This window comes from Polynucleobacter sphagniphilus, from assembly GCF_029892205.1.
Taxonomy (GTDB): domain Bacteria; phylum Pseudomonadota; class Gammaproteobacteria; order Burkholderiales; family Burkholderiaceae; genus Polynucleobacter; species Polynucleobacter sphagniphilus.
The window spans coordinates 698,944-720,989 of sequence record NZ_JARXVX010000001.1 but is presented as its reverse complement, the minus strand read 5'-3'; the positions used below and the strand labels follow the sequence as shown (position 1 = coordinate 720,989).

15 protein-coding genes and 3 tRNA genes are annotated in these 22,046 nt (G+C 46.0%); 4 read left to right on the top strand and 14 right to left on the bottom strand.

What is annotated here, in order from left to right; all coding sequences use genetic code 11:
• Positions 1 to 46 precede the first annotated feature (46 nt).
• The 3 genes from M2125_RS03780 to gltX all read right to left on the bottom strand — a co-directional run bounded on the left by M2125_RS03780 (position 47) and on the right by gltX (position 1,719).
• Positions 47 to 122, bottom strand: a tRNA-Glu gene (locus M2125_RS03780).
• 36 nt (positions 123 to 158) lie between these two features.
• Positions 159 to 234: transfer RNA gene (locus tag M2125_RS03775), tRNA-Ala, on the bottom strand.
• Positions 235 to 312: 78 nt separating this feature from the next.
• The gene (gltX, locus tag M2125_RS03770; protein WP_420875825.1) at positions 313 to 1,719 is read right to left on the bottom strand and encodes a glutamate--tRNA ligase; all 1,407 of its coding nucleotides are present in this window, start codon (positions 1,717 to 1,719) and stop codon (positions 313 to 315) included.
• 56 nt (positions 1,720 to 1,775) lie between these two features.
• Between gltX and hslO the strand changes: the two genes are divergently transcribed.
• Complete coding sequence (gene hslO / locus M2125_RS03765) at positions 1,776 to 2,741, top strand: Hsp33 family molecular chaperone HslO (RefSeq protein WP_277540975.1); 966 nt, start codon at positions 1,776 to 1,778, stop codon at positions 2,739 to 2,741.
• 16 nt (positions 2,742 to 2,757) lie between these two features.
• On the opposite strand, the gene ftsB is transcribed toward hslO, so the two are convergent.
• From ftsB to M2125_RS03745, 4 genes are read right to left on the bottom strand one after another with little or no spacing between them, the layout of a single operon-like run.
• Positions 2,758 to 3,090, bottom strand: a complete 333-nt coding sequence (gene ftsB / locus M2125_RS03760; protein WP_280741503.1) for a cell division protein FtsB — start codon at positions 3,088 to 3,090, stop codon at positions 2,758 to 2,760.
• 20 nt (positions 3,091 to 3,110) lie between these two features.
• Positions 3,111 to 4,403, bottom strand: a complete 1,293-nt coding sequence (gene eno, locus M2125_RS03755; protein WP_277540970.1) for a phosphopyruvate hydratase — start codon at positions 4,401 to 4,403, stop codon at positions 3,111 to 3,113.
• 33 nt (positions 4,404 to 4,436) lie between these two features.
• A complete protein-coding gene (gene kdsA / locus M2125_RS03750; RefSeq protein WP_076023336.1) occupies positions 4,437 to 5,300 on the bottom strand; it encodes a 3-deoxy-8-phosphooctulonate synthase in 864 nt (287 codons plus the stop codon).
• A gap of 6 nt (positions 5,301 to 5,306) precedes the next feature.
• A complete protein-coding gene (locus M2125_RS03745; RefSeq protein ID WP_280742493.1) occupies positions 5,307 to 6,968 on the bottom strand; it encodes a CTP synthase in 1,662 nt (553 codons plus the stop codon).
• Positions 6,969 to 7,089: 121 nt separating this feature from the next.
• Between M2125_RS03745 and M2125_RS03740 the strand changes: the two genes are divergently transcribed.
• Positions 7,090 to 7,278, top strand: coding sequence for a superinfection immunity protein (locus M2125_RS03740; protein WP_076023334.1), 189 nt, complete (start codon positions 7,090 to 7,092; stop codon positions 7,276 to 7,278).
• 142 nt (positions 7,279 to 7,420) lie between these two features.
• Positions 7,421 to 10,006: a bifunctional aconitate hydratase 2/2-methylisocitrate dehydratase gene (locus M2125_RS03735; RefSeq protein ID WP_280742545.1), complete on the top strand. Its 2,586-nt coding sequence runs from the start codon at positions 7,421 to 7,423 to the stop codon at positions 10,004 to 10,006.
• A gap of 100 nt (positions 10,007 to 10,106) precedes the next feature.
• Here M2125_RS03735 and M2125_RS03730 read toward each other — a convergent pair whose 3' ends face one another.
• Genes M2125_RS03730 through M2125_RS03720 form a run of 3 tightly spaced genes read right to left on the bottom strand, consistent with a single transcriptional unit; the run spans position 10,107 to position 15,612 of the window.
• Positions 10,107 to 10,862, bottom strand: a complete 756-nt coding sequence (locus tag M2125_RS03730) for a spermine/spermidine synthase domain-containing protein (protein WP_280741501.1) — start codon at positions 10,860 to 10,862, stop codon at positions 10,107 to 10,109.
• 10 nt (positions 10,863 to 10,872) lie between these two features.
• The gene (gene purL / locus M2125_RS03725; protein ID WP_280742492.1) at positions 10,873 to 14,910 is read right to left on the bottom strand and encodes a phosphoribosylformylglycinamidine synthase; all 4,038 of its coding nucleotides are present in this window, start codon (positions 14,908 to 14,910) and stop codon (positions 10,873 to 10,875) included.
• A gap of 21 nt (positions 14,911 to 14,931) precedes the next feature.
• Positions 14,932 to 15,612: an ABC transporter ATP-binding protein gene (locus M2125_RS03720; RefSeq protein WP_076023331.1), complete on the bottom strand. Its 681-nt coding sequence runs from the start codon at positions 15,610 to 15,612 to the stop codon at positions 14,932 to 14,934.
• Positions 15,613 to 15,640: 28 nt separating this feature from the next.
• On the opposite strand from M2125_RS03720, the gene M2125_RS03715 reads away from it, so the two are divergent.
• On the top strand, positions 15,641 to 16,297 hold the full coding sequence (locus M2125_RS03715; RefSeq protein ID WP_277540947.1) for an arylesterase: 657 nt from the start codon (positions 15,641 to 15,643) through the stop codon (positions 16,295 to 16,297).
• A gap of 10 nt (positions 16,298 to 16,307) precedes the next feature.
• Here the strand turns inward: M2125_RS03715 and M2125_RS03710 are convergent, their stop codons facing one another.
• From M2125_RS03710 to clpX, 4 genes are all read right to left on the bottom strand, one after another.
• The gene (locus M2125_RS03710; RefSeq protein WP_076023329.1) at positions 16,308 to 17,774 is read right to left on the bottom strand and encodes a peptidylprolyl isomerase; all 1,467 of its coding nucleotides are present in this window, start codon (positions 17,772 to 17,774) and stop codon (positions 16,308 to 16,310) included.
• Positions 17,775 to 17,862: 88 nt separating this feature from the next.
• Positions 17,863 to 17,938: transfer RNA gene (locus M2125_RS03705), tRNA-Val, on the bottom strand.
• 106 nt (positions 17,939 to 18,044) lie between these two features.
• On the bottom strand, positions 18,045 to 20,477 hold the full coding sequence (gene lon, locus M2125_RS03700; RefSeq protein WP_280742491.1) for an endopeptidase La: 2,433 nt from the start codon (positions 20,475 to 20,477) through the stop codon (positions 18,045 to 18,047).
• Between the two features lie 180 nt (positions 20,478 to 20,657).
• Entirely contained in the window at positions 20,658 to 22,028 is a 1,371-nt protein-coding gene (gene clpX, locus M2125_RS03695) for an ATP-dependent Clp protease ATP-binding subunit ClpX (RefSeq protein ID WP_280742490.1), read from the bottom strand.
• Between the last annotated feature and the right edge of the window lie 18 nt (positions 22,029 to 22,046).

The following is a 22,046-nucleotide window of genomic DNA, read 5'->3' as shown; positions in this document are numbered from 1 at the left end:
ACAACGCGCTACTTGTGTCACTTACTTCAACAACTAGCCAAAATCTTGGCGTCCCCAGGGGGATTCGAACCCCCGTACTCACCGTGAAAGGGTGATGTCCTAGGCCTCTAGACGATGGGGACCTGGACTACTACGTTTACTACCGTGCTTCAAATGCTTGGTGGAGATAAGCGGGATCGAACCGCTGACCTCTTGCATGCCATGCAAGCGCTCTCCCAGCTGAGCTATACCCCCGTAATCTCGCGTTAAAGCTACAAGACACTCAAAACAATCCAAGATTTTATACTATTTTTCCTGGGCTTGTCGAATTTATTACTCAAGCACTGCAGATAAACGCTTTAAGACCTCATCTTTCCCCAAAACAACTAAGACAGAATCAATTGCTGGCGTTTGCGTAGTTGCAAATAGGGCATAACGTACAGGCATAGCTAGTGCCGGCATTTTAATCTTGTGGCTGGCTAAGACCTGTTTAAAAGCGGCCCCGTAAGCCTCCTTACTTGGCTCGGTTGCTTTAATCATTTCGAATAACTCTGTTAGAGCTGGAGCGATCGCAGCAGGAATATTTTCAGCAATGGCATCCTTGCTATGTACTGGTGCCGGAATATAAAACAACTTGGCGCCTTCAGCGAGTTCTATCAAGGTGTTTGCTCTATCTTTTAGCAATGCAACCACTTGTGTAAAGTTAGGACCGCTTTCTGTATCGATGCCAATAGCATGGGCAAATGGTTTGGTCGCTTTGGCTAGCTCTTCAGGATCGGCCTGTTGAATATATTGGTGATTTAGCCAAAGTAATTTTTCCGGATTGTGCTGGGCTGGTGATCTACCCAAACTTTCTAATTCAAACCAATTTACAAATTGCTCTTTACTGAAAACTTCAGCATCACCATGTGACCAACCTAAACGAGCCAAGTAGTTCAAAATTGCTTCAGGTAAGTAGCCTGCTTTTTGATAATCACGCACACTCATAGCCCCATTGCGCTTACTCATCTTCTCACCCAAGTCATTTAATACAGTAGGTAAATGCGCATAGACTGGTGGTGTAGCCCCTAAGGCCTTCATGATATTAATTTGCCTTGGTGTGTTGTTCACATGATCATCGCCACGAATTACGTGAGTGATTTTCATATCTAGATCGTCAACTACTACGCAAAAATTATAAGTAGGCGTACCGTCTGGCCTTGCAATAATTAAATCATCTAACTCATCATTGCTAATCTCGATGCGACCCTTAACGGCGTCATCCCAAACTACAGAGCCCCCAATCGGGTTCTTAAACCGTAATACAGGCAATACTCCCTCCGGTATCGCCGGCAATGTTTTGCCGGGCTCAGGACGCCATAAACCGTTATAGCGAGGCTTTTCTTTTTTAGCCATCTGCTCATCACGTAACTTATTGAGCTCATTCTCACTCATGTAACAGGGGTAGGCATAACCAGCGTCGACTAGTTGTTTAAGCACTGCGCGATATCGATCAATGCGCTGCATTTGATAAATGGGGCCCTCATCAAAATCGAGGCCAAGCCAGGCCATGCCCTCGATGATGACATCCACCGCCTCTTGGCTGGAACGCTCTAAGTCGGTATCTTCAATGCGCAGGATGAACTCACCATCATGATGCCTTGCAAACGCCCAGGGGTAGAGTGCGCTGCGCAGGTTGCCCAGATGAATAAAGCCCGTGGGACTGGGGGCGAAACGTGTACGAATATGCATGAATATCATTATCTCAGGTCGAGATTGAAAAGACGAAAACCCTAAAAAAGTGGATACTTTGACCTATGAATGAACTACTTGTATTTATGTGTGATGGCGCCCCCGTGCGCGGAGAAATCGTTTCCATTGGCACAGCCTGGCAGGCCGTCCTTGAAAACCGCAATTACCCCCCTGCTATTCGTAAAATTTTGGGTGATTTTGTTGGCGCAGCCACCCTACTGAGCGCTAGTCTTAAATTTGAAGGCACCTTGATCATTCAAGCACAAAGCAAGGGTCCAATTCAACTTTTGGTGGTTGAATGCAAATCTGACCTTTCCATGCGGGCTACGGTCAAATTATCTGTTGAGCCATCTGAAATTGCTTCAGACGCCACATTGGGAGATCTTTTGGATGCCAGCAATTCTGGCCGCCTAGTAATTACCTTAGATCCAGCAGATCGTCAACCGGGCCAAGCCCCCTATCAAGGCATTGTGGCTCTTCAAGACCATCAAGGGACAGTAATCAAGCCAGTTACCAGCGCTGCCGAAGCAGTTGCTTTGTATATGCAAAATTCAGAACAACTGGAGACCAGGATTTGGCTCAGCTCAAATGAAACGCATGTAGGCGGTCTTCTCTTGCAGCGCCTACCCAATTCAGGGGGTCATGCCCACATTGATCAACAAATGGCCGCTGAAGGCTGGAATCGCATTCAAACTCTAGGTGAAACCATCACCGATGAGGAATTGCTCGCATTACCTCCCGAAACCATCTTGCGTCGCTTATTCCTAGAAGAGTCATCGGAGAATGGCGTTCGCAGTTTCCCATCCCGACAAATTCGTTTCGGATGTCGCTGTTCACGCAAGAAAGTGGCAGATGTGTTGCGTATGCTCGGAGAGGTGGAAGTGGAAGGTATTCTTGCAGAACAAGGGGCAGTGGAAACAGTGTGTGATTTTTGCACCAAAACCTACCGTTTTGATGCAGTAGATTGTCGCCAAGTTTTCTCCACTGACTTATTGGCTGATGCAACTCGGCCACCCTCGAGCGGCCATTAAAGCATGTAATCCAGTACTACTGTTTTGATGTTGGCGGCTTAAGGCCATCAGGTGAATTTGCACTCGATGGCGCTTTTTCAGTTGGCAGAATTTGCACGAAGTACTCACCCTCTTTGATCATGCCGTGCTCCACTCGTGCGCGTTCTTCTATGGCACGAGTGCCTTCTTTCAGATCCTTTACGTCACCTGCCAATTTAGCATTGCGCAGGGCCAACAAACTGTTTTTTGCCTCTTGAAGCTGCAACTGTCTTTCCATCTCATATACCTTGAGCCATCCACCCTTCCCCAACCAAAGGGGGTACTGTATTGCTATCAGCAATAAGAGCATGGAGTAGATGACAAGGCGCATGATCTGTTAAAAACTAGAAATTAGCTCTGGCGCTTTAAGTTATAAAAGACCGATTTACCAGGATATTTAGCAACATCCCCTAAATCTTCTTCGATACGCAGCAACTGATTGTATTTTGCAATACGATCGGAACGAGATAAAGAACCTGTTTTAATTTGACCAGCATTGATGCCAACTGCGATATCAGCAATAGTGCTGTCCTCAGTCTCTCCGGAGCGATGAGAAATCACATTGGTGTAATTAGCCCGTTTAGCCATTTCAATGGCAGCAAAGGTTTCAGTCAAAGTACCAATCTGATTTATCTTAATCAAAATAGAGTTAGCAATTCCTTTGTCGATACCTTCTTGTAGGATGCGTGTATTAGTCACAAAGAGATCGTCACCTACCAATTGAATTTTTTTACCCAATTTTTTAGTGATATCCGCCCATCCATCCCAATCCGCTTCGTGCATACCATCTTCGATGGAAACAATAGGGAATTGATCGGCCAATTGACCGAGATAATCAGAGAACTCGCTAGAGGATAGTTGCAAGCCCTCACCCGACAAATGGTATTTACCATCTTTATAAAATTCACTGGCAGCGCAATCCAATGCCAATAAAACATCTTCTCCGGCCTGATATCCCGCACCTTCAATGGCCTTCAAAATGGTTTGCAGACACTCATGATTACTTTTGAAGTTTGGCGCGAAACCGCCCTCATCACCTACTGAGGTTGGCATACCTTGAGCGGCTAGAATTTTCTTGAGTTCATGAAAGATTTCAGCGCCACAACGCAAGGCTTCACGGAAGCTATTGGCGCCAACAGGCATGATCATGAACTCTTGAATATCTAAACTGTTATTAGCATGCGCGCCGCCATTAACAATATTCATCATGGGCACTGGCAACTGCATGCCGCCCGATCCACCAAAATAACGATACAAAGGCAAACCAGCCTCTTCAGCTGCAGCCCTAGCAACAGCCATAGATACGGCCAAGGTCGCATTGGCACCAAGGCGCGCTTTGTTATGAGTGCCATCCAACTCAATGAGGGTGTGATCTAGGAATGCTTGCTCACTGGCATCTAAACCTAGAATGGTTTCTGCAATCTCAATATTAATATTTTGAACAGCTTTTAGAACGCCTTTACCGAGATAGCGGGCTTGATCGCCATCACGCAATTCAATTGCCTCGCGCGAGCCAGTAGATGCCCCTGATGGCACGGCAGCACGACCCATTACACCAGACTCTAGCAATACATCACACTCAACGGTTGGGTTGCCGCGTGAATCAAGAACTTCTCTACCAATAATGTCAACAATGGCGCTCATGCACCTTCTCCTTCAAGCAATATGAAATTGGGTTTAATTAAAACTATCTTCTAAAAAAGAGCCGCTCTTCTTGACGGCGGAATCGATTGTTACTAAGGACTCAAGCAACTCGTGCATCTTATGTAATGGCACTGCATTTGGGCCATCGGATAAGGCTTTGGCAGGGTCTGGGTGGGTTTCCATAAACAAGCCGCTGACACCTACAGCAACCGCTGCTCTGGCTAATACCGGTACGAATTCGCGTTGACCACCACTTGAATTACCTTGGCCACCAGGCAACTGAACCGAATGCGTTGCATCAAAAACAACAGGGGCATGGGATTGACGCAGAATCGCCAAACTGCGCATATCTGATACTAAGTTGTTATAGCCAAAAGATGCACCACGTTCACAGACCATAAATTGATCCGGAAGATTCTTTTCAGCTGCGGCTGCACGCGCCTTTTCAATCACATTGAGCATTTCATGTGGAGATAAGAACTGTCCCTTCTTGAAGTTAACGGGCTTACCACTTTGAGCGCATGCACGAATGAAATCAGTCTGTCGACATAAGAAGGCCGGGGTTTGCAAAACGTCAACGACTTTAGCTACTGGTTCAATTTCGCTGATATCGTGTATGTCCGTTAAGACGGGCACGCCGATATCTCGCTTCACCTTTGCCAAAATTTCAAGACCCTTCTCCATACCCAAACCGCGGTAAGAGTTTCCAGATGAACGGTTGGCTTTATCAAACGAAGCTTTAAAAATAAAGGGGATCTGCAAAGTCTTAGCAATTTCCTTTAGCTGTCCAGCGACATCCATTGCTGATTGTTCAGACTCAATCACACAAGTGCCTGCAATCAGGAAAAAACGATGCTCTAAACCAACATCAAATCCGCATAATTTAAATGAGCTCATAAGTAATTAAGCCACCTTTTTGCTTGCTAGTTGTTGATGATCAAGCGAGGCTTTAATAAAAGCAGAAAATAAGGGGTGACCATCGCGTGGTGTAGAGGTGAACTCTGGATGAAATTGCACCCCAAAGAACCAAGGATGCATAGCAGATGGAAGCTCCATCATTTCGGGCAAGGACTCATTTGGTGTTCTGGCAGAAATAATTAAACCCGACTGCTCTAAACGCGGAACATAGTTATTGTTAACTTCATAACGATGGCGATGGCGTTCATTGACCTCAGATCCATAGATACGATGTGCCAAAGTACCCGCTCTCACAGGACAGCGCTGGGAACCTAAGCGCATTGTTCCACCCAAGTCGGAATCATTCGTACGTTTCTCTACATGCCCCTCGCGGTCAACCCATTCGGTAATTAGCGCAACCACCGGGCTTTGTGTATCAGGCGCAAACTCAGTACTGTTTGCATCGGCAATATTAGCTACATGACGAGCAAATTCAATCACTGCTAATTGCATACCAAGGCAAATTCCCAAGTAAGGAATGTGATTCTCACGTGCATAACGAATGGCAGTAATCTTACCCTCAGTGCCACGTTTACCAAATCCACCTGGCACCAAAATAGCATCCAAGCTCTTTAGGCAATCTACGCCATCTTTTTCAAGTTGCTCAGAATCAATATAGGTGATGTTCACGCGGGTGTGGTTATGGATGCCAGCATGACGCAATGCTTCGATCAGAGACTTATAAGACTCAGTTAGCTCTACATATTTGCCAACCATGCCAATCGTGACCTCATATTGTGGGTTTGCCATTTCATAGACAAGATGCGCCCAGACAGAAAGATCGGCAGGTTTAGCTTGAATCTCCAATTCACTACAGATCAAGTCATCCATACCTTGAGCATGAAGCATTTCTGGAATTTTGTAGATCGTATCCACATCCCATACAGAAATGACAGCCTCTTCGCGCACATTTGAAAAGAGAGAAATCTTGCTGCGCTCATCCTCGGGAATAGGACGATCAGCGCGGCAGAGCAATACTGTTGGCATGATGCCGATTTCACGCAGCTTCTGGACGGAATGTTGCGTAGGTTTGGTTTTCAGTTCGCCAGCACTACTGATATAGGGCACTAGTGTGAGATGCACAAATGCACAACTGTGTTTTGGCAGACGAATACTCATCTGCCTTGCAGCCTCTAAAAATGGGAGAGACTCAATATCCCCGACCGTTCCACCGATCTCACATATCGCAATGTCTGCATGGCCATCGTGACTGGCTTTAGCGCCGCGTTCAATGAATGCTTGAATTTCGTTAGTAATATGGGGGATTACCTGAACCGTCTTACCAAGATATTCACCACGACGCTCTTTACTAATCACTGACTCGTAGATTTGGCCTGTGGTGAAATTATTACTTTTACGCATCTTGGCAGATACGAATCGCTCGTAGTGACCTAAATCCAGGTCAGTTTCAGCGCCATCCTCTGTTACGAATACTTCGCCGTGTTGAAGTGGACTCATCGTCCCAGGATCAACGTTGATATAAGGGTCTAATTTTAGGAGGGTGACTTTCAGGCCGCGGGATTCGAGAATCGCGGCAAGCGAGGCAGCTGCGATTCCTTTCCCTAAAGAAGAAACCACACCACCAGTGACAAAAACGTATTTGGTCATCGCTTAAGCTCTGTTGGAAAAAATAATTATAACGATAGCAACCTGCATTTTTCTAAAATAAAAATGGTGATAAAAAGGTAAGATTGAAAAAAACTGACTCGGATCCCATTATTTACAAGCCATGCGCCTATTTTTTGCTATTTTAATTACCGTTTTTTCCCTGTTTTACCTGCTACCCTTTGCTATCGCTTTTAACAAAAAGCGTGCAAATACAGGCGCCATTTTTGTCTTGAATCTATTTTTAGGATGGTCTTTTGTTGGTTGGGTTATCGCCCTAGTTTGGGCGATTAAAGAAGAGCAGGTCATTTAAGCCCAAATTTGGTTCATTTTTGGCAAAAATCAGTAGTTAAACCCATATTCAGGCTAGGTACAACGCTTTACAATCATAAAAATCGGGGTTCATGATCCCGCTTGGCCTTTCTGTTGATAACCTTTACCCCTTAGGAAACACGATGTTAGAAGCCTACAACGCCCAAGTTGCCGAACGTGCCTCTCTTGGCATTCCAGCCCTCCCATTAACCAAGGATCAAACCGCAGAATTAGTCGGTTTGCTAAAAAATCCTCCAAAGGGAAAGGAAGTTGAACTGGTAGAGCTGATTACCAACCGCGTTCCTGCAGGCGTTGACGAAGCAGCCAAAGTAAAAGCGGAGTATTTAGATGCGGTAGCAAAAGGCACTGAAAAATCGCCTTTAATCTCCCGAATTTTAGCAACTGAACTCTTGGGCACTATGCTTGGTGGGTACAACATCAAGCCTTTGGTTGAGCTCCTATCTGATGCTGAATGTGGAACTGCAGCCGCAGCCGCCCTCAAAAAGACTCTGTTGATGTTTGACTATTTTCACGATGTCCAGGAATTGGCTGAAAAAGGCAATGCAAACGCAAAAAGCGTATTGCAAAGTTGGGCTGATGCAGAGTGGTTTACTAGCCGCCCACCCGTTCCTGAAAGCATGAAGCTAACAGTATTTAAAGTTACTGGCGAAACAAATACTGACGACTTATCCCCCGCTCCCGATGCTTGGAGTCGTCCCGATATTCCATTGCATGCCACAGTCATGCTCAAAAATCCACGTCCCGATATCGAGCCAGATGAATCTGGCGTTCGCGGCCCTATGAAGCAAATTGCAGCCTTGCAAAAGAAAGGCAATCAAATCGCCTACGTCGGTGACGTTGTGGGTACAGGCTCTTCACGCAAGTCCGCTACCAACTCGGTTTTATGGTGGACCGGTCAAGACATTCCTTTTGTGCCTAATAAGCGCTTTGGTGGCGTTTGCCTCGGTGCAAAGATTGCCCCAATTTTCTTTAATACGATGGAAGATGCTGGCGCATTGCCTATTGAATTAGATGTATCGCAAATGGATATGGGTGATGAAATTGAATTGCGCCCTTATGATGGAAAAGCATTTAAAAACGGCAAAGAAATTACTAGCTTTTCACTTAAATCACCCGTCATTTTTGATGAAGTGCGAGCAGGCGGTCGTATTCCATTGATCATTGGTCGCGGTTTAACAGCCAAAGCACGTGCAGCGCTTGGTCTGCCTGCCTCTACAGAATTCCGCATTCCAGTAAGCCCGCCTGATAATAAGAAAGGCTTTAGCTTGGCCCAGAAGATGGTGGGTCGCGCATGTGGTTTGCCTGAAGGTCAAGGTGTTCGCCCAGACACCTATTGCGAACCCCATATGACGACTGTTGGCTCACAAGATACTACTGGCCCTATGACGCGCGATGAGTTGAAAGACTTGGCTTGCTTGGGCTTCTCGGCAGACTTGGTAATGCAGTCGTTCTGCCATACCTCCGCTTATCCAAAACCAGTCGATATTCGTACCCATCATGAATTACCTGCTTTTATGACCAATCGGGGCGGTGTTTCACTGCGTCCAGGCGACGGCGTCATTCACAGCTGGTTAAATCGCCTGCTAATGCCTGATACTTGCGGTACTGGTGGTGATAGTCATACCCGCTTCCCCATTGGTATTTCATTCCCGGCTGGCTCTGGATTGGTGGCTTTTGCCGCAGCCACTGGCGTAATGCCCTTAGATATGCCTGAATCTGTATTGGTGCGTTTTAAAGGCAAGATGCAGCCTGGCATCACCTTGCGTGACTTAGTTAATGCAATTCCTTTGTACGCGATCAAAAAAGGGTTGTTGACTGTTGAGAAACAAGGCAAGAAGAATATTTTTTCTGGCCGCATCTTAGAAATCGAAGGCTTGCCAGACCTGAAGGTTGAGCAAGCATTCGAATTATCAGATGCATCAGCCGAGCGCTCTGCTGCCGGTTGCGCTATAGCGCTCAACAAAGAGCCCATTATTGAATATATGCGCTCCAACATCACCCTGATGAAGTGGATGATTGCTAATGGCTATGATGACAAACGCACGCTGGGTCGTCGCATTAAAGCCATGGAAGCTTGGATTGCAAATCCAAATCTACTAAAGGCTGATGCCGATGCTGAGTATGCTGAAGTCATCGAAATTAATATGGATGATATTAAGGAGCCGATCTTGGCCTGCCCTAATGATCCAGATGATGTGAAGTTCTTATCCGAAGTTGCTGGCGAGAAAATTGATGAAGTATTCATTGGCTCATGCATGACCAATATTGGTCACTTCCGCGCAGCTGGCAAGGTGCTGGAAGGTAAAACAGATATGCCTACTCGCCTGTGGATTGCTCCCCCAACTAAGATGGACCAGATGATTCTTACGGAAGAAGGCTACTACGGGGTCCTAGGTCGTACAGGTGCTCGTATGGAAACACCGGGTTGCTCTCTCTGCATGGGTAACCAAGCTCAAATCCGTAAGGGCTCGACAGCGGTTTCTACATCAACACGTAACTTCCCTAACCGACTGGGTATTGATACGCGGGTTTACTTAGCTTCTGCAGAATTGGCATCAGTAGCCGCCCTCTTAGGCCGCTTGCCAACTCCAACGGAATACTTTGAGCAAGTGGCTTCATTGGAGAGTAAATCAGCAGAGATATATCGCTATATGAACTTTGACAAGATCAAAGCATTCACTGATGTTGCTGATGCTGTGACTGTCTAAATTGCAATACGCTCGTAGTATTAGGCAAATAAAAAGGCGATCTGTGGATCGCCTTTTTTCTTAGCAGAGCGCTAGAAAAAACAAGCTTTAAATTATTGGCTTAGATAGATAAACAAATTTCTTGGCGTGCATTCTCACGACTCAAACCTGCCGCCCACGTGTTGGTTGGCAAGCCTGTTTTTTCCATAATGACTTTTGCGCGCTTAGAGACATCTTGCCACTCAACCTCTAATTTTGGCCCCTTAAATGCCAGCGCAACGACATTGCAATCATGGGATTCTGGAAACAACAGCACTCTATTGCCAAAAGCCTCACAAATATTCTTGAGGTTGACGTTAAAACTTTTATGGCGAGAAAATAAATTAACCGTCATTACACCTGGGCTTTTGAGGATATTAAAGCACCCCTTATAGAAATCAAGCGAGCTAGCTGCAGGACCATCGCAAATGGCATCGTATAAATCCACTTGAACCGCGTCAAAGTAATTGCAATATTGACGGTTGTTAACAAATACTTTTGCATCCGCCCGCAAAGTGCTCAGGCGACGGTCATCGTCAGGGGTAAAGAACATGCTTCTGGCAGACACAATGACGGCCGGATTTAGCTCCACAACCGTAGTTTTAACAGCGGGGCAATACCGATGCTGAAATTTCGTTAATGCGCCGGTGCCCAATCCAAGTTGGGCCACTTGCATTCCAGGCTTTGTTTCCAAAAACAATAGCCAAGCCATCATTTGCTGGTTATATTCCAAATAAATCTCGTCAGGGTCACGCATACGCATGGCCCCTTGAATCAATTCGCTACCAAAATGCAAATAGCGAATACCGCCACTTTCAGAGAAGGTTACCGGTTCCATGAGAAATATATTAATTTGCCCAGCGGCGTGCATTGCGGAATAAACGCAACCACGGACTTGCACCATCTGGGATATCTAACCACTCAGGAGGGCACCAACTCATCTGTACAGCACGGAATACGCGCTCTGGATGAGGCATCATGACGGTAAAGCGACCATCAGGGGTGGTTACCCCTGTTAGGCCACCAGGTGAGCCATTGGGGTTCAAAGGATAGGTTTCTGTGGGTTTACCTAGATGATCAACGAAGCGTAATGCTGCAAGACCTTGATCTTGTAAGAGCTCTAGATTGCCTTGCTGACTAAAGTTTGCAAAGCCTTCTCCATGAGCAATCGCTATAGGCAATTGACTGCCTTCCATGCCCTGAGTAAATATCGATGGCGAAGGCATCACCTCTGCCATGACTAGGCGGGCTTCATATTGCTCCGATTGATTGCGAGTAAATTTAGGCCACGCTTGCGCCCCTGGAATAATTCCAGAAAGATTGCTCATCATTTGGCAACCATTACATACACCTAAGGCAAAGCTGTCATTGCGATTGAAGAACGCTGAAAATTGATCACGTAATTTATCGTTGAACAGAATGGTTTTTGCCCAGCCCTCGCCAGCACCCAGCACATCCCCGTAACTAAAACCGCCACAAGCAATTAATCCACGGTAATCAGCCAACTTGGCTTGACCCGAGAGTAAATCAGACATGTGGACGTCGTAACTATCAAAGCCTGCCAAATCGACAGCGTAAGCCATCTCGACATGGGAATTAACACCCTGCTCACGCAAAATGGCAACTTTAGGACGAGCGCCTTTTTGTATAAATGGAGCGGCAATATCTTCAGCTGGATTAAAAGTCAGCTTCGGTGACATGCCTGCATCAGACAAATTATCTAGCAAAGCAAATTCACTGTCGGCACATGCGGGGTTGTCACGCAAACGTGCAATCTGATAGCTGGTATTGGCCCACATCTTTTGTAGCACTTCGCGTGGTTCTGCAAAAATGGATTTTGCATCACGCCAAATTTCAATACGGCCATTCGTATTAGGTTTGCCGATCACATGGCTATAGGCGCTTAAACCGAGGGTACGCAACACCGCAAACACTGCATCACGATCCTCACGACGAACCTGAATCACAGCGCCTAGCTCTTCATTAAATAGTGCGCGCATGGTTTGCTCATGACGACGGCCAGAGATTTGCTGGGCCCAATTTTTGGCATCGCCATGATCTGGCTCTTGGCCAGCATCCACAGCAATCATGTCCACATTGATTGAAATGCCGCAATGGGATGCAAAAGCCATCTCAGCTATGCAGGCCAATAAACCGCCATCAGAACGATCGTGGTAGGCCAGCAATTTACCTTCGTTGCGTAACTGAATAATTGCAGCAGCAAATGCATTTAAATCTTCAGGACGATCTATATTTGGGGCAGCTTTGCCTGACTGATTTAAAACCTGAGCCAGAATGCTGCCAGCCATACGGTTTTGACCGCGACCCAGATCAATCAAAATCAACTCTGTATCCAAGGTGTTGCCGCTTTGATCTGCGAGCTGCAGTAAAGGTGTCAAAGTTTTGCGCACATCGACAACAGGGGCAAAGGCAGAAATGATTAAAGAGACTGGGGAAACTACTTTCTTAGTTTGACCATCATCACGCCATTCCGTTGCCATCGATAAAGAATCTTTACCCACCGGAATGGAGATACCCAAGGCAGGGCAAAGCTCCATGCCGATTGCATGAACTGAGTCGTACAACTTAGCATCTTCACCTGGTGCGCCGCAAGCAGCCATCCAGTTCGCAGAAAGCTTGACTTCCTCAAGGGAGGCCACGTCAGCTGCCATTAAATTAGTGATGGCTTCACCTACCGCCATGCGAGCCGCTGCTGGTGCATCAATAATAGCTAAGGGGGTCCTCTCCCCCATCGTCATGACTTCGCCACGGTAACCCTTGTAATCCATCAAAGTGACAGCGCAATCAGCCACTGGAACTTGCCATGGACCTACAAAAGGATCCCGAGCATTAAGGCCGCCAACCGTGCGATCGCTAATGGTGATCAAAAATGATTTACTAGCGACAGTGGGCTGTTGCAAAACCCAAGCAATGCACTGAGCCAAGTCAGCGTCAGTGACATTTAATTCTGAAAATTCTTGTTCAACTCGAGTGACATCTCGATGCATGCGAGGCGGCTTACCAAGCAGTACCTCCATTGGCATATCGATTGGCAAGGCAGCATCAGCTGATGGCTCTTGTTTACTATCACTCAACTTCAATTGACGTTCAGCGGTTGCTTCACCAACCACAGCAAACGGACAACGTTCGCGCTGGCAAAGTGCTTTAAATAATTCGAGTTGCTCAGCTTCAATTGCAAGCACATAACGCTCTTGAGATTCATTACACCAAATCTCAGCAGGACTCATGCCACTCTCTTCAAGAGGGATGCTGCGCAATTTAAATTGAGCGCCCAGACCAGCGCCATCAGCCAATTCAGGGAAAGCATTAGATAGACCGCCTGCCCCTACATCATGGATAGAAATGATGGGATTATCTTCACCCATCGCACGACAAGCATTAATCACCTCTTGAGCACGACGCTCCATTTCAGGGTTGCCACGTTGCACTGAATCAAAATCCAAGTCTGCTGTATTGGTACCCGTGGCTACCGAACTACCTGTTGCCCCACCCATACCAATACGCATACCCGGTCCACCGAGCTGAATGAGCAGATGTCCCGGTTTAATTGCTTTTTTCTCCGTATGAATAGTGTCGATGCTGCCAATACCGCCCGCAATCATGATGGGCTTGTGATATCCACGCCTTGTACCATGAATGGTCTGTTCGAAGACGCGGAAATAACCACCTAAAATCGGGCGACCAAATTCATTATTAAAGGCAGCACCGCCAAGGGGCCCTTCAATCATGATCTGCAATGGAGTGGCAATTCGTTCGGGCTTGCCATATTTTTCAAGCTCCCATGGCAAATCAGTGCCAGGGATATTCAAATTTGAAACTGAGAAACCTGTCAGACCCGCCTTTGGACGACCGCCAATACCTGTTGCACCCTCATCACGAATTTCTCCGCCAGCGCCGGTAGACGCGCCTGGAAAAGGTGCAATTGCAGTGGGATGGTTATGGGTCTCCACCTTCATCAAGGTATGTACTAGGCGAGTATCCTTTGCATACTGATGATCATTGCCTTGTGGCGCCCAAGTCTCCGACTCACAACCAACCATCACCGCACAATTATCAGAATAAGCAATGATGGTGCCCTTTGGCTGCAATTGATGAGTGTTGCGAATCATTGCAAACAAGGATCGCTCTTGATCATCGCCATCAATAGTCCAGCTGGCATTAAAAATTTTGTGACGACAATGTTCGCTGTTTGCTTGCGCAAACATCATGAGTTCAACATCGCTTGGGTTACGCTTTAAGCGTGTGAAATTTTCTACTAGGTAGGTAACTTCATCATCTGACAAAGCCAAGCCTAATTCTTGATTCGCTTTATCAAGCGCTGACCTACCCTCAGTCAATACGGCTACGCGTTTTAAGGGCCTGTCATCTAAGGTTTGGTAGAGCGCCTTGGCTAATTGAGAATCTTCAATGACACTTTCGGTCATACGATCGTGAATCGCAGCCAAAACAAGGTGATGTTGGGTCTCGTTTAAAGCTTTTTTGCTTTGCCAGGCATATTGCACACCGCGCTCAACACGCAAAATATCAAGCCCGCATTGACGAGCAATCTCAGTAGCCTTACTGGCCCATGGTGAAACAGTACCCAAGCGTGGAATAACAAGCGCTTGTTGCTTTTGATCGACCCCCCTACCAAACCAAGAACCGGATGATTTGAGTTTGGAGGCAAAAGGATCGCCATAAGTAAGCAAACTCGCGAGGAGATCTAGTTTTCCAGGAGCTAATTGCGCTTCAGACCAAATTAAGTGGAGATATTGAGCTTCAATAGACTCAAGCTCAATGCCCTGGTCCATGAGCGCTGTTAAAAGTCGCTGTTGACGGAAGGCTGAAAGGGCATCAGCCCCGGGCAAGCAAAGGAAAAATGACATCCCTAGATTATAAGGTTTTGATCAAAGCAATCTGCCGCCTTGTAGGTGAAACTGACGCTCACATCGTGCAGCTAGGGCTGGGTCATGGGTCACCAAGACCAAGGTGGAGGAATTTACCCGATTGAGCTCAAAAAGTAGCTCGATGACAGCTTGGCCACTAGCCTCATCCAGACTACCCGTAGGCTCATCGGCAAACAAGATTGCTGGCCTCTTTACAAAAGCCCTTGCCAAAGCAACACGTTGTTGCTCGCCCCCGGATAATGTCTTGGGAAAGTGACCTATGCGAGCACCTAAACCTACTTGTTCTAAAGCAATTTGGGCGGTATTTTTAGCCTCAGAATAGCCAATTCCAGCTAATTCCAATGGCAGCATGACATTTTCAAGGGCATTTAGATGGGGAAGCAGCTGAAATGACTGAAAAACAAAGCCAACCGATTGACCGCGCAGCTTTGCTCTTCCATCCTCATTTAAACCTGAAAGTGTCTGCCCCATAAGAAATACATCACCAGCAGATGCGTCATCAAGGCCCGCCAAGAGACCAAGTAAGGTACTTTTTCCGGAGCCAGAACTGCCAACAATCGCTACACTCTCGCCAGCCTCAATGGCAAAACTAATATCGTGCAAAATAATCAGTTCTCCATCGTTGGCTTTCACCACCTTTTGAAGCTGATTCACTCTGATAACCTGGGATGGATTACGCATAAGGGCGCTAGATTAACCTATAGAAACAATGGCACGATTTAATTACATCAACAAGTTGAAGTGCAATTTAGCATTTACCGCTCTATTTTGCCTGTTAATGGGAGGCCATGCTGATGCACGAGCATCTCATACGATTCTCATTCTTGGGGACAGTCTATCAGCCGAGTATGGCCTAGTCCATGGCAGTGGCTGGGTCGATTTACTCGAAAAGAAACTACAAAAAGAAGCCAGCCCTTGGAATGTTTTTAATGCGAGTATTAGCGGTGAAACATCCGCAGGGGGATTAAACCGACTTCCCTCTTTACTGGAAAAGAAGAAACCTGGTTTAGTGATTATTGAATTGGGTGCCAATGATGGATTACGCGGCCTCTCTATTGCTGCAAGCGAAAAAAATCTCCAGAAGATGATTGTCATGAGTAAACAGTCGGGGGCAAAGGTACTGCTGATTGGCATTCAGTTGCCGCCTAATTATGGACAAGATTACACCAAGCAGTTTGCAAATATGTTTACAAGACTGGCAAAGACAGAAGGAACTGCATTCTTACCATTCTTCCTCACTGGCGTCATTGATAAACCAGAATTATTCCAAGCAGATCGAATGCATCCAAATGAACAGGCGCAAAAAGTTCTATTTAAAAACGTATGGGGCGCTTTGGCCCCATATTATGATTTGCTGCAGAAGTAGCTGGAAAAGATTAACTACCCGCTCCGCCGGAATTTACAGCCTTGAGGGGGTTGATGACTTTGACACCAGCTGCATTGCGCCAATAGGCCATAAAACCTGCAAATTCGGACTGAGCAGACAAAGATTGAATTTGCCGCGCTTGAGCTTGATGAATCTTTGGATCAACGCCAGCTTGCTGTCGAACTTGATCGACGCGATAGATAGTTTCACCAACACCGGGATTAAGCACTTTTACAAGTGCTGGTAACTTGGCGGCATCAATTGACATCACATCATCTAAGGCGCTACCAGTTAAGTTGCCCGGCTTAGTGCGTGAGACCCAAAATGGGCTTCCAAAACCGCTTGCCACTTTGAGATCTTTCTCGAGGGTATTCAATCGCTCAGAGGCTGCAGCAACTGCCAATGCCTCTGCTGCGCGCTGACTAAGTTGACGCTTAATCTCAGGCGCAACCTCCTTAAATGGTAGTACTTGAGAAGGATGGAATGCAACCACTCGTGCGGAAACAAAAACACCTGGAGACACTTGTACAGCTTCGATATTGCGCTTGTTCTTCAGGGAGTCATCACTGTAGAGTGCTTGAACTACTTTAGGATTGGCAATTGGGCTCTCTTTGGGCGCTCCAGCAAGACCGCCGCGAGAAATTCCTTTGGCAGACTGAACCGATAACTTCAATTTATCAGCAGCAGGCTTCAAGCTATCAGCCTGGTCGTAAGTAATATTGGTAAATTGATCTGCCTTTTCATTAAATGACTTGGGATCCTCCTTGGGATCGGCCTTCAGCACGAGATAGTCAACATCAATTAATTCGGGACTAACAAAGAGCTTTGAGTTGGCTTCATAAAAAGCTTGTTGCTCATCCAAAGAGGGGTCTACCTTAGATAGATAGTCTTTTGCTGAGAATGTGATTGCTTGAACTTCACGCTCGCTCTCATATAAAGAGGAAATCGCTTCAAAAAGTTTGGGGGTTGCTATTTCCGTGCGAGCTACCGAGGTAACTAATTGCTGAATTTTTAAGTCGAAACCTTGGCCAGCATAAAACTGTTCTTCATTCAAACCATTTGCAGCTAATAATTGTTTAAAGCGGGCATCATCAAAACTACCGTCTGGTTTATACAGCGCCCGAATTTGAGGAATGTTTTGAAGGCTCTTAATCAAAGCATCTTTACTCACTTGCAAACGCAAATCATTGACTGCATAGGCCAAAACACGTTGCTGGAGTAGTTCGCTCAGAATGGCTTGGCGAAATTGCAGGCTTTGCGCAATTTGTGGGCTACCCCCAACTCGCTCGGCTTGACGTTTGGCTGCAGAGTCAACCTCCTGAGCGGTAATGGCTTTACCGTTGACCTTAACCAGGTCTGTTTCTTTATCCATGAAGCCTGAATAGCTGGAGATACCAAAGAAAGCAAATGAAGGAACAATAAAAAGCATCAAAACTATTTGCAATAGCTTCTGGTGTTTACGAACGGTATCGAACATGTAAAAGTCACTTAGAAAATGTCAATTATGCGAGTGTACTAGGCATGAAGTCTAGAGTCCTAGAAAGCCTTAAAAGCAGGTGGGGAACTGGTGGGCGCTGACGGGATCGAACCGCCGACATTCTGCGTGTAAGGCAGACGCTCTACCATCTGAGCTAAGCGCCCCAATTTAGTACAGACGAGATTGTAACCTAGTATGAAAATAAAAGAAGGATTCCGCATCAAAACGCAATCAGAATGATTACAAAATTGACTTGGAACCCTTTTATTCTCAGTGTTTTAAGACTTCTGAGCTAGCTGCCTTTTCATTTGCTTTACTGGCTTCAGAGGCTTTTTTAGCCAGCTCTTCTGGGCTGAGCTCAGGCAAGGCTTCTGGTTTACGCTCGAGAGCCAACTCTAGCACCTGATCAATCCAACGAACCGGAACGATTTCAATTGCATTCTTGACCTTGTCTGGAATATCAATTAAATCCTTCACGTTTTCCTCGGGGATCAGGGCCAATTTAATTCCACCTCGATGAGCCGCCAAGAGCTTCTCTTTAAGGCCGCCGATAGGAAGCACCTCACCGCGCAGAGTAATTTCGCCAGTCATAGCAACATCAGCACGAATTGGAATTCCTGTTAAGACAGAAACCAAGGCTGTAGTGATTGCGATACCAGCAGACGGTCCATCCTTAGGTGTTGCACCATCAGGAAAATGAATATGAATATCTTTTTTCTCAAAAGACTCATCGTTAATTCCAAGTCGCCTTGCCCTCGAGCGAACCACCGTGCGTGCAGCCTCTACAGACTCTTTCATAACATCACCAATGGAGCCAGTGCGCGTTATCACGCCCTTACCTGGCATCACGGCAGCCTCAATCGTTAATAAATCACCACCCACTTCAGTCCAAGCTAAACCCGTTACTTGACCCACTTGGTTTTCTTTACCAGCTAAACCAAAATCATAAAGTCGTACTGACAAGAATTTATCTAGGTTATCCGCATTAACTACCACAGGAGCGGCCTCTTTTTTCAGAAGCAGTAGCTTCACCACCTTACGACAAATTTTGCTAACTTCCCTCTCCAAAGATCGTACGCCTGCTTCACGGGTGTAATAGCGAATCATGTTGCGGACAGCGCTCTCCTCAATCTTGAGCTCGTCCTTTTTCAGTCCATTATTTTTGATCTGCTTGGGAATCAAGTAATTGATTGCAATGCTCGTTTTTTCATCTTCCGTGTAACCAGCAAGACGAATGATTTCGAGGCGATCCAATAAAGGGCCTGGAATATTTAAAGAATTCGCGGTAGCAACAAACATCACATCAGACAAATCAAAATCAACTTCTACATAGTGATCCTGGAATGTATGATTTTGCTCGGGATCCAAAACCTCCAATAGCGCACTGGCCGGATCACCACGGAAATCCATCCCCATCTTATCGACTTCATCGAGCAAGAACAGAGGATTGCGCACACCTACCTTGGTCATACTGGTCAGAATCTTGCCAGGCATTGAACCGATATAAGTGCGACGGTGACCACGAATTTCAGACTCATCTCGTACACCACCCAATGCCATACGGACAAACTTACGGTTGGTAGCCCTAGCAATCGACTGTCCAAGCGAGGTTTTTCCGACTCCTGGAGGCCCAACCAAACAAAGAATCGGAGCCTTAACACGGTCAACCCTTTGTTGAACTGCGAGGTACTCCAAAATACGTTCTTTTACTTTATCAAGCCCGTAATGATCCTCATCTAATACTTTTTCAGCATTAGGCAAATCATTATTTATCTTGCTCTTTTTCTTCCAGGGTAAATTTACCAATGTATCAATGAAGTTCCGAATGACTGTAGCTTCTGCCGACATTGGTGACATCAACTTGAGCTTTTTTAACTCAGACTCCGCTTTTTTCAAAGCTTCTTTTGGCATCCTGGCTGCTTTAATACGCTTCTCTAATTCCTCTAAATCAGCACCCTCTTCGCCCTCACCCAATTCTTTCTGGATGGCCTTAACTTGCTCGTTGAGATAGTACTCGCGCTGGCTCTTTTCCATTTGACGCTTTACACGACCACGAATACGCTTCTCAACTTGAAGAATATCAATCTCGCTCTCAAGATCAGCCAAAAGACTCTCCAAGCGTTGTACTACTTCAGTCATTTCGAGTAAGCGTTGCTTTTGCTCTAACTTGACTGGCAGATGGGCGCAGATTGTGTCTGCCAAGCGACTAGGGTCATCAATACCACCTAAGGAGGACAAAATTTCTTGCGGCACCTTCTTGTTCAGTTTGACGTACTGATCAAACTGAGCCATGATGGCACGGCGTAAAGCCTCTGTTTCATGAGCGTCAATTGCGGCAATCGCAGTAGGAGTCGCTTCGCAATTGAAATAACCCAGGCTATCTTCAACTTGACTTACCTCAGCACGCTGAACACCCTCGACAAGCACTTTCACAGTACCGTCAGGCAACTTAAGCATCTGCAAGATATTGGCAATGCAACCAACCTCATAAAGATCCTCTACAGAGGGCTCATCTTTAGCTGCCGTTTTTTGAGCCACCAAAAGCACATTTTTGCCAGTTTCCATGGCAGCTTCAAGGGCCTTAATCGATTTTGGGCGCCCCACAAACAATGGAATTACCATGTGTGGGAATACAACTACATCCCGCAAAGGGAGCAAAGGTAGTTGAATGGATTCAGAGGGTAGTAATAAGTGGCCAGGCATAGGGCAAATCCTCCAAAGTAGTCAGTCCCCAGAAATCCCCAAAAGTGCTTAAAACACTAAATAGAGTTGCTGTTATGAAATAGGATACTACCTATATGGGTTTGACCACTTGAAAAACAAGGGGGGAAAATGCCAAAAATGTGCAAAAAGGCCTGAAAACCAGCAAAAAACTCAGAAAAACTAGGCTTTTTTACTTAAATCAGCCTGATTAGCATCAGCTTTGTAGACTAAAAGTGGTTTTCCACCATCCTGAATGCTGCTTTCGTCAATAACGACCTTTTCAACATTTTTCAAAGAGGGCAAGTCGTACATGACATCCATCAACGAACCCTCAAGAATGGAGCGCAAGCCGCGAGCACCTGTCTTACGAGCAATCGCCTTTTTAGCGATAGCTGACAGAGCTGCCTGCCTTACTTCCAATTGAGCGCCTTCCATGGTTAGCAGTGCTTGATATTGCTTAACAAGCGCATTCTTTGGCTCAGTCAGAATCTGAATGAGTGCTGACTCATCTAATTGGGCTAAAGTGGCCACTACTGGCAGACGACCGATTAACTCGGGAATCAAGCCAAATTTAATTAAATCTTCGGGCTCCACTTCAAGCAGCAGATCGGAGACGCCACGATCATCCTTGCCAGGAACAGTTGCATTAAAGCCAATACCCGTTTTGGCAGAACGTTGTTGAATAACTTTTTCAAGACCATCAAAAGCGCCGCCACAAATGAACAGAATATTAGTGGTGTCAACCTGAAAGAAATCTTGATTAGGGTGTTTACGGCCACCTTGAGGGGGCACAGAAGCCATTGTCCCTTCAACGAGCTTAAGGAGTGCCTGCTGAACACCCTCACCCGATACATCACGAGTAATTGAGGGGTTATCAGACTTACGCGAGATCTTATCGATCTCGTCGATATACACAATGCCGCGCTGTGCTTTTTCAACGTTGTAATCGCAAGCTTGGAGTAATTTTTGAATGATGTTTTCAACATCCTCGCCAACATATCCCGCTTCGGTGAGCGTTGTTGCATCAGCCATCACAAACGGCACATCCAACATGCGTGCCAATGTTTGAGCCAGTAAAGTTTTACCAGAGCCCGTTGGACCGATCAGAAGGATATTGCTCTTAGCCAATTCAACGCCATCAACCATTGCCTTAGCAGGCAATTTTGATTTAGTGTCTGCAGCCTTGTCTACAGATTCAATTTCCTTGCCATCTTTATCAAGTTTAGCCTTCTTCGGCTTAGGCAAATATTGCAAACGTTTGTAATGGTTGTAGACCGCAACAGCTAAAGTCTTTTTAGCGTGATCCTGCCCAATGACATATTGATCTAGGTTTTCACGAATTTGGTGGGGCGTAGGCAAAGAACCATCGCCCTCTTCCTTTGGTAGCTTGGCAATTTCTTCCTGAATGATGTCAGTACATAAGTCGATACATTCATCGCAAATAAAAACTGAAGGGCCGGCGATCAGTTTTTTAACTTCGTGCTGACTTTTGCCACAAAAGGAGCAATATAAAATCTTTTCTGAACCGCTAGTAGTTGGGGTATCGCTCAAAATAATTACCTATTTATA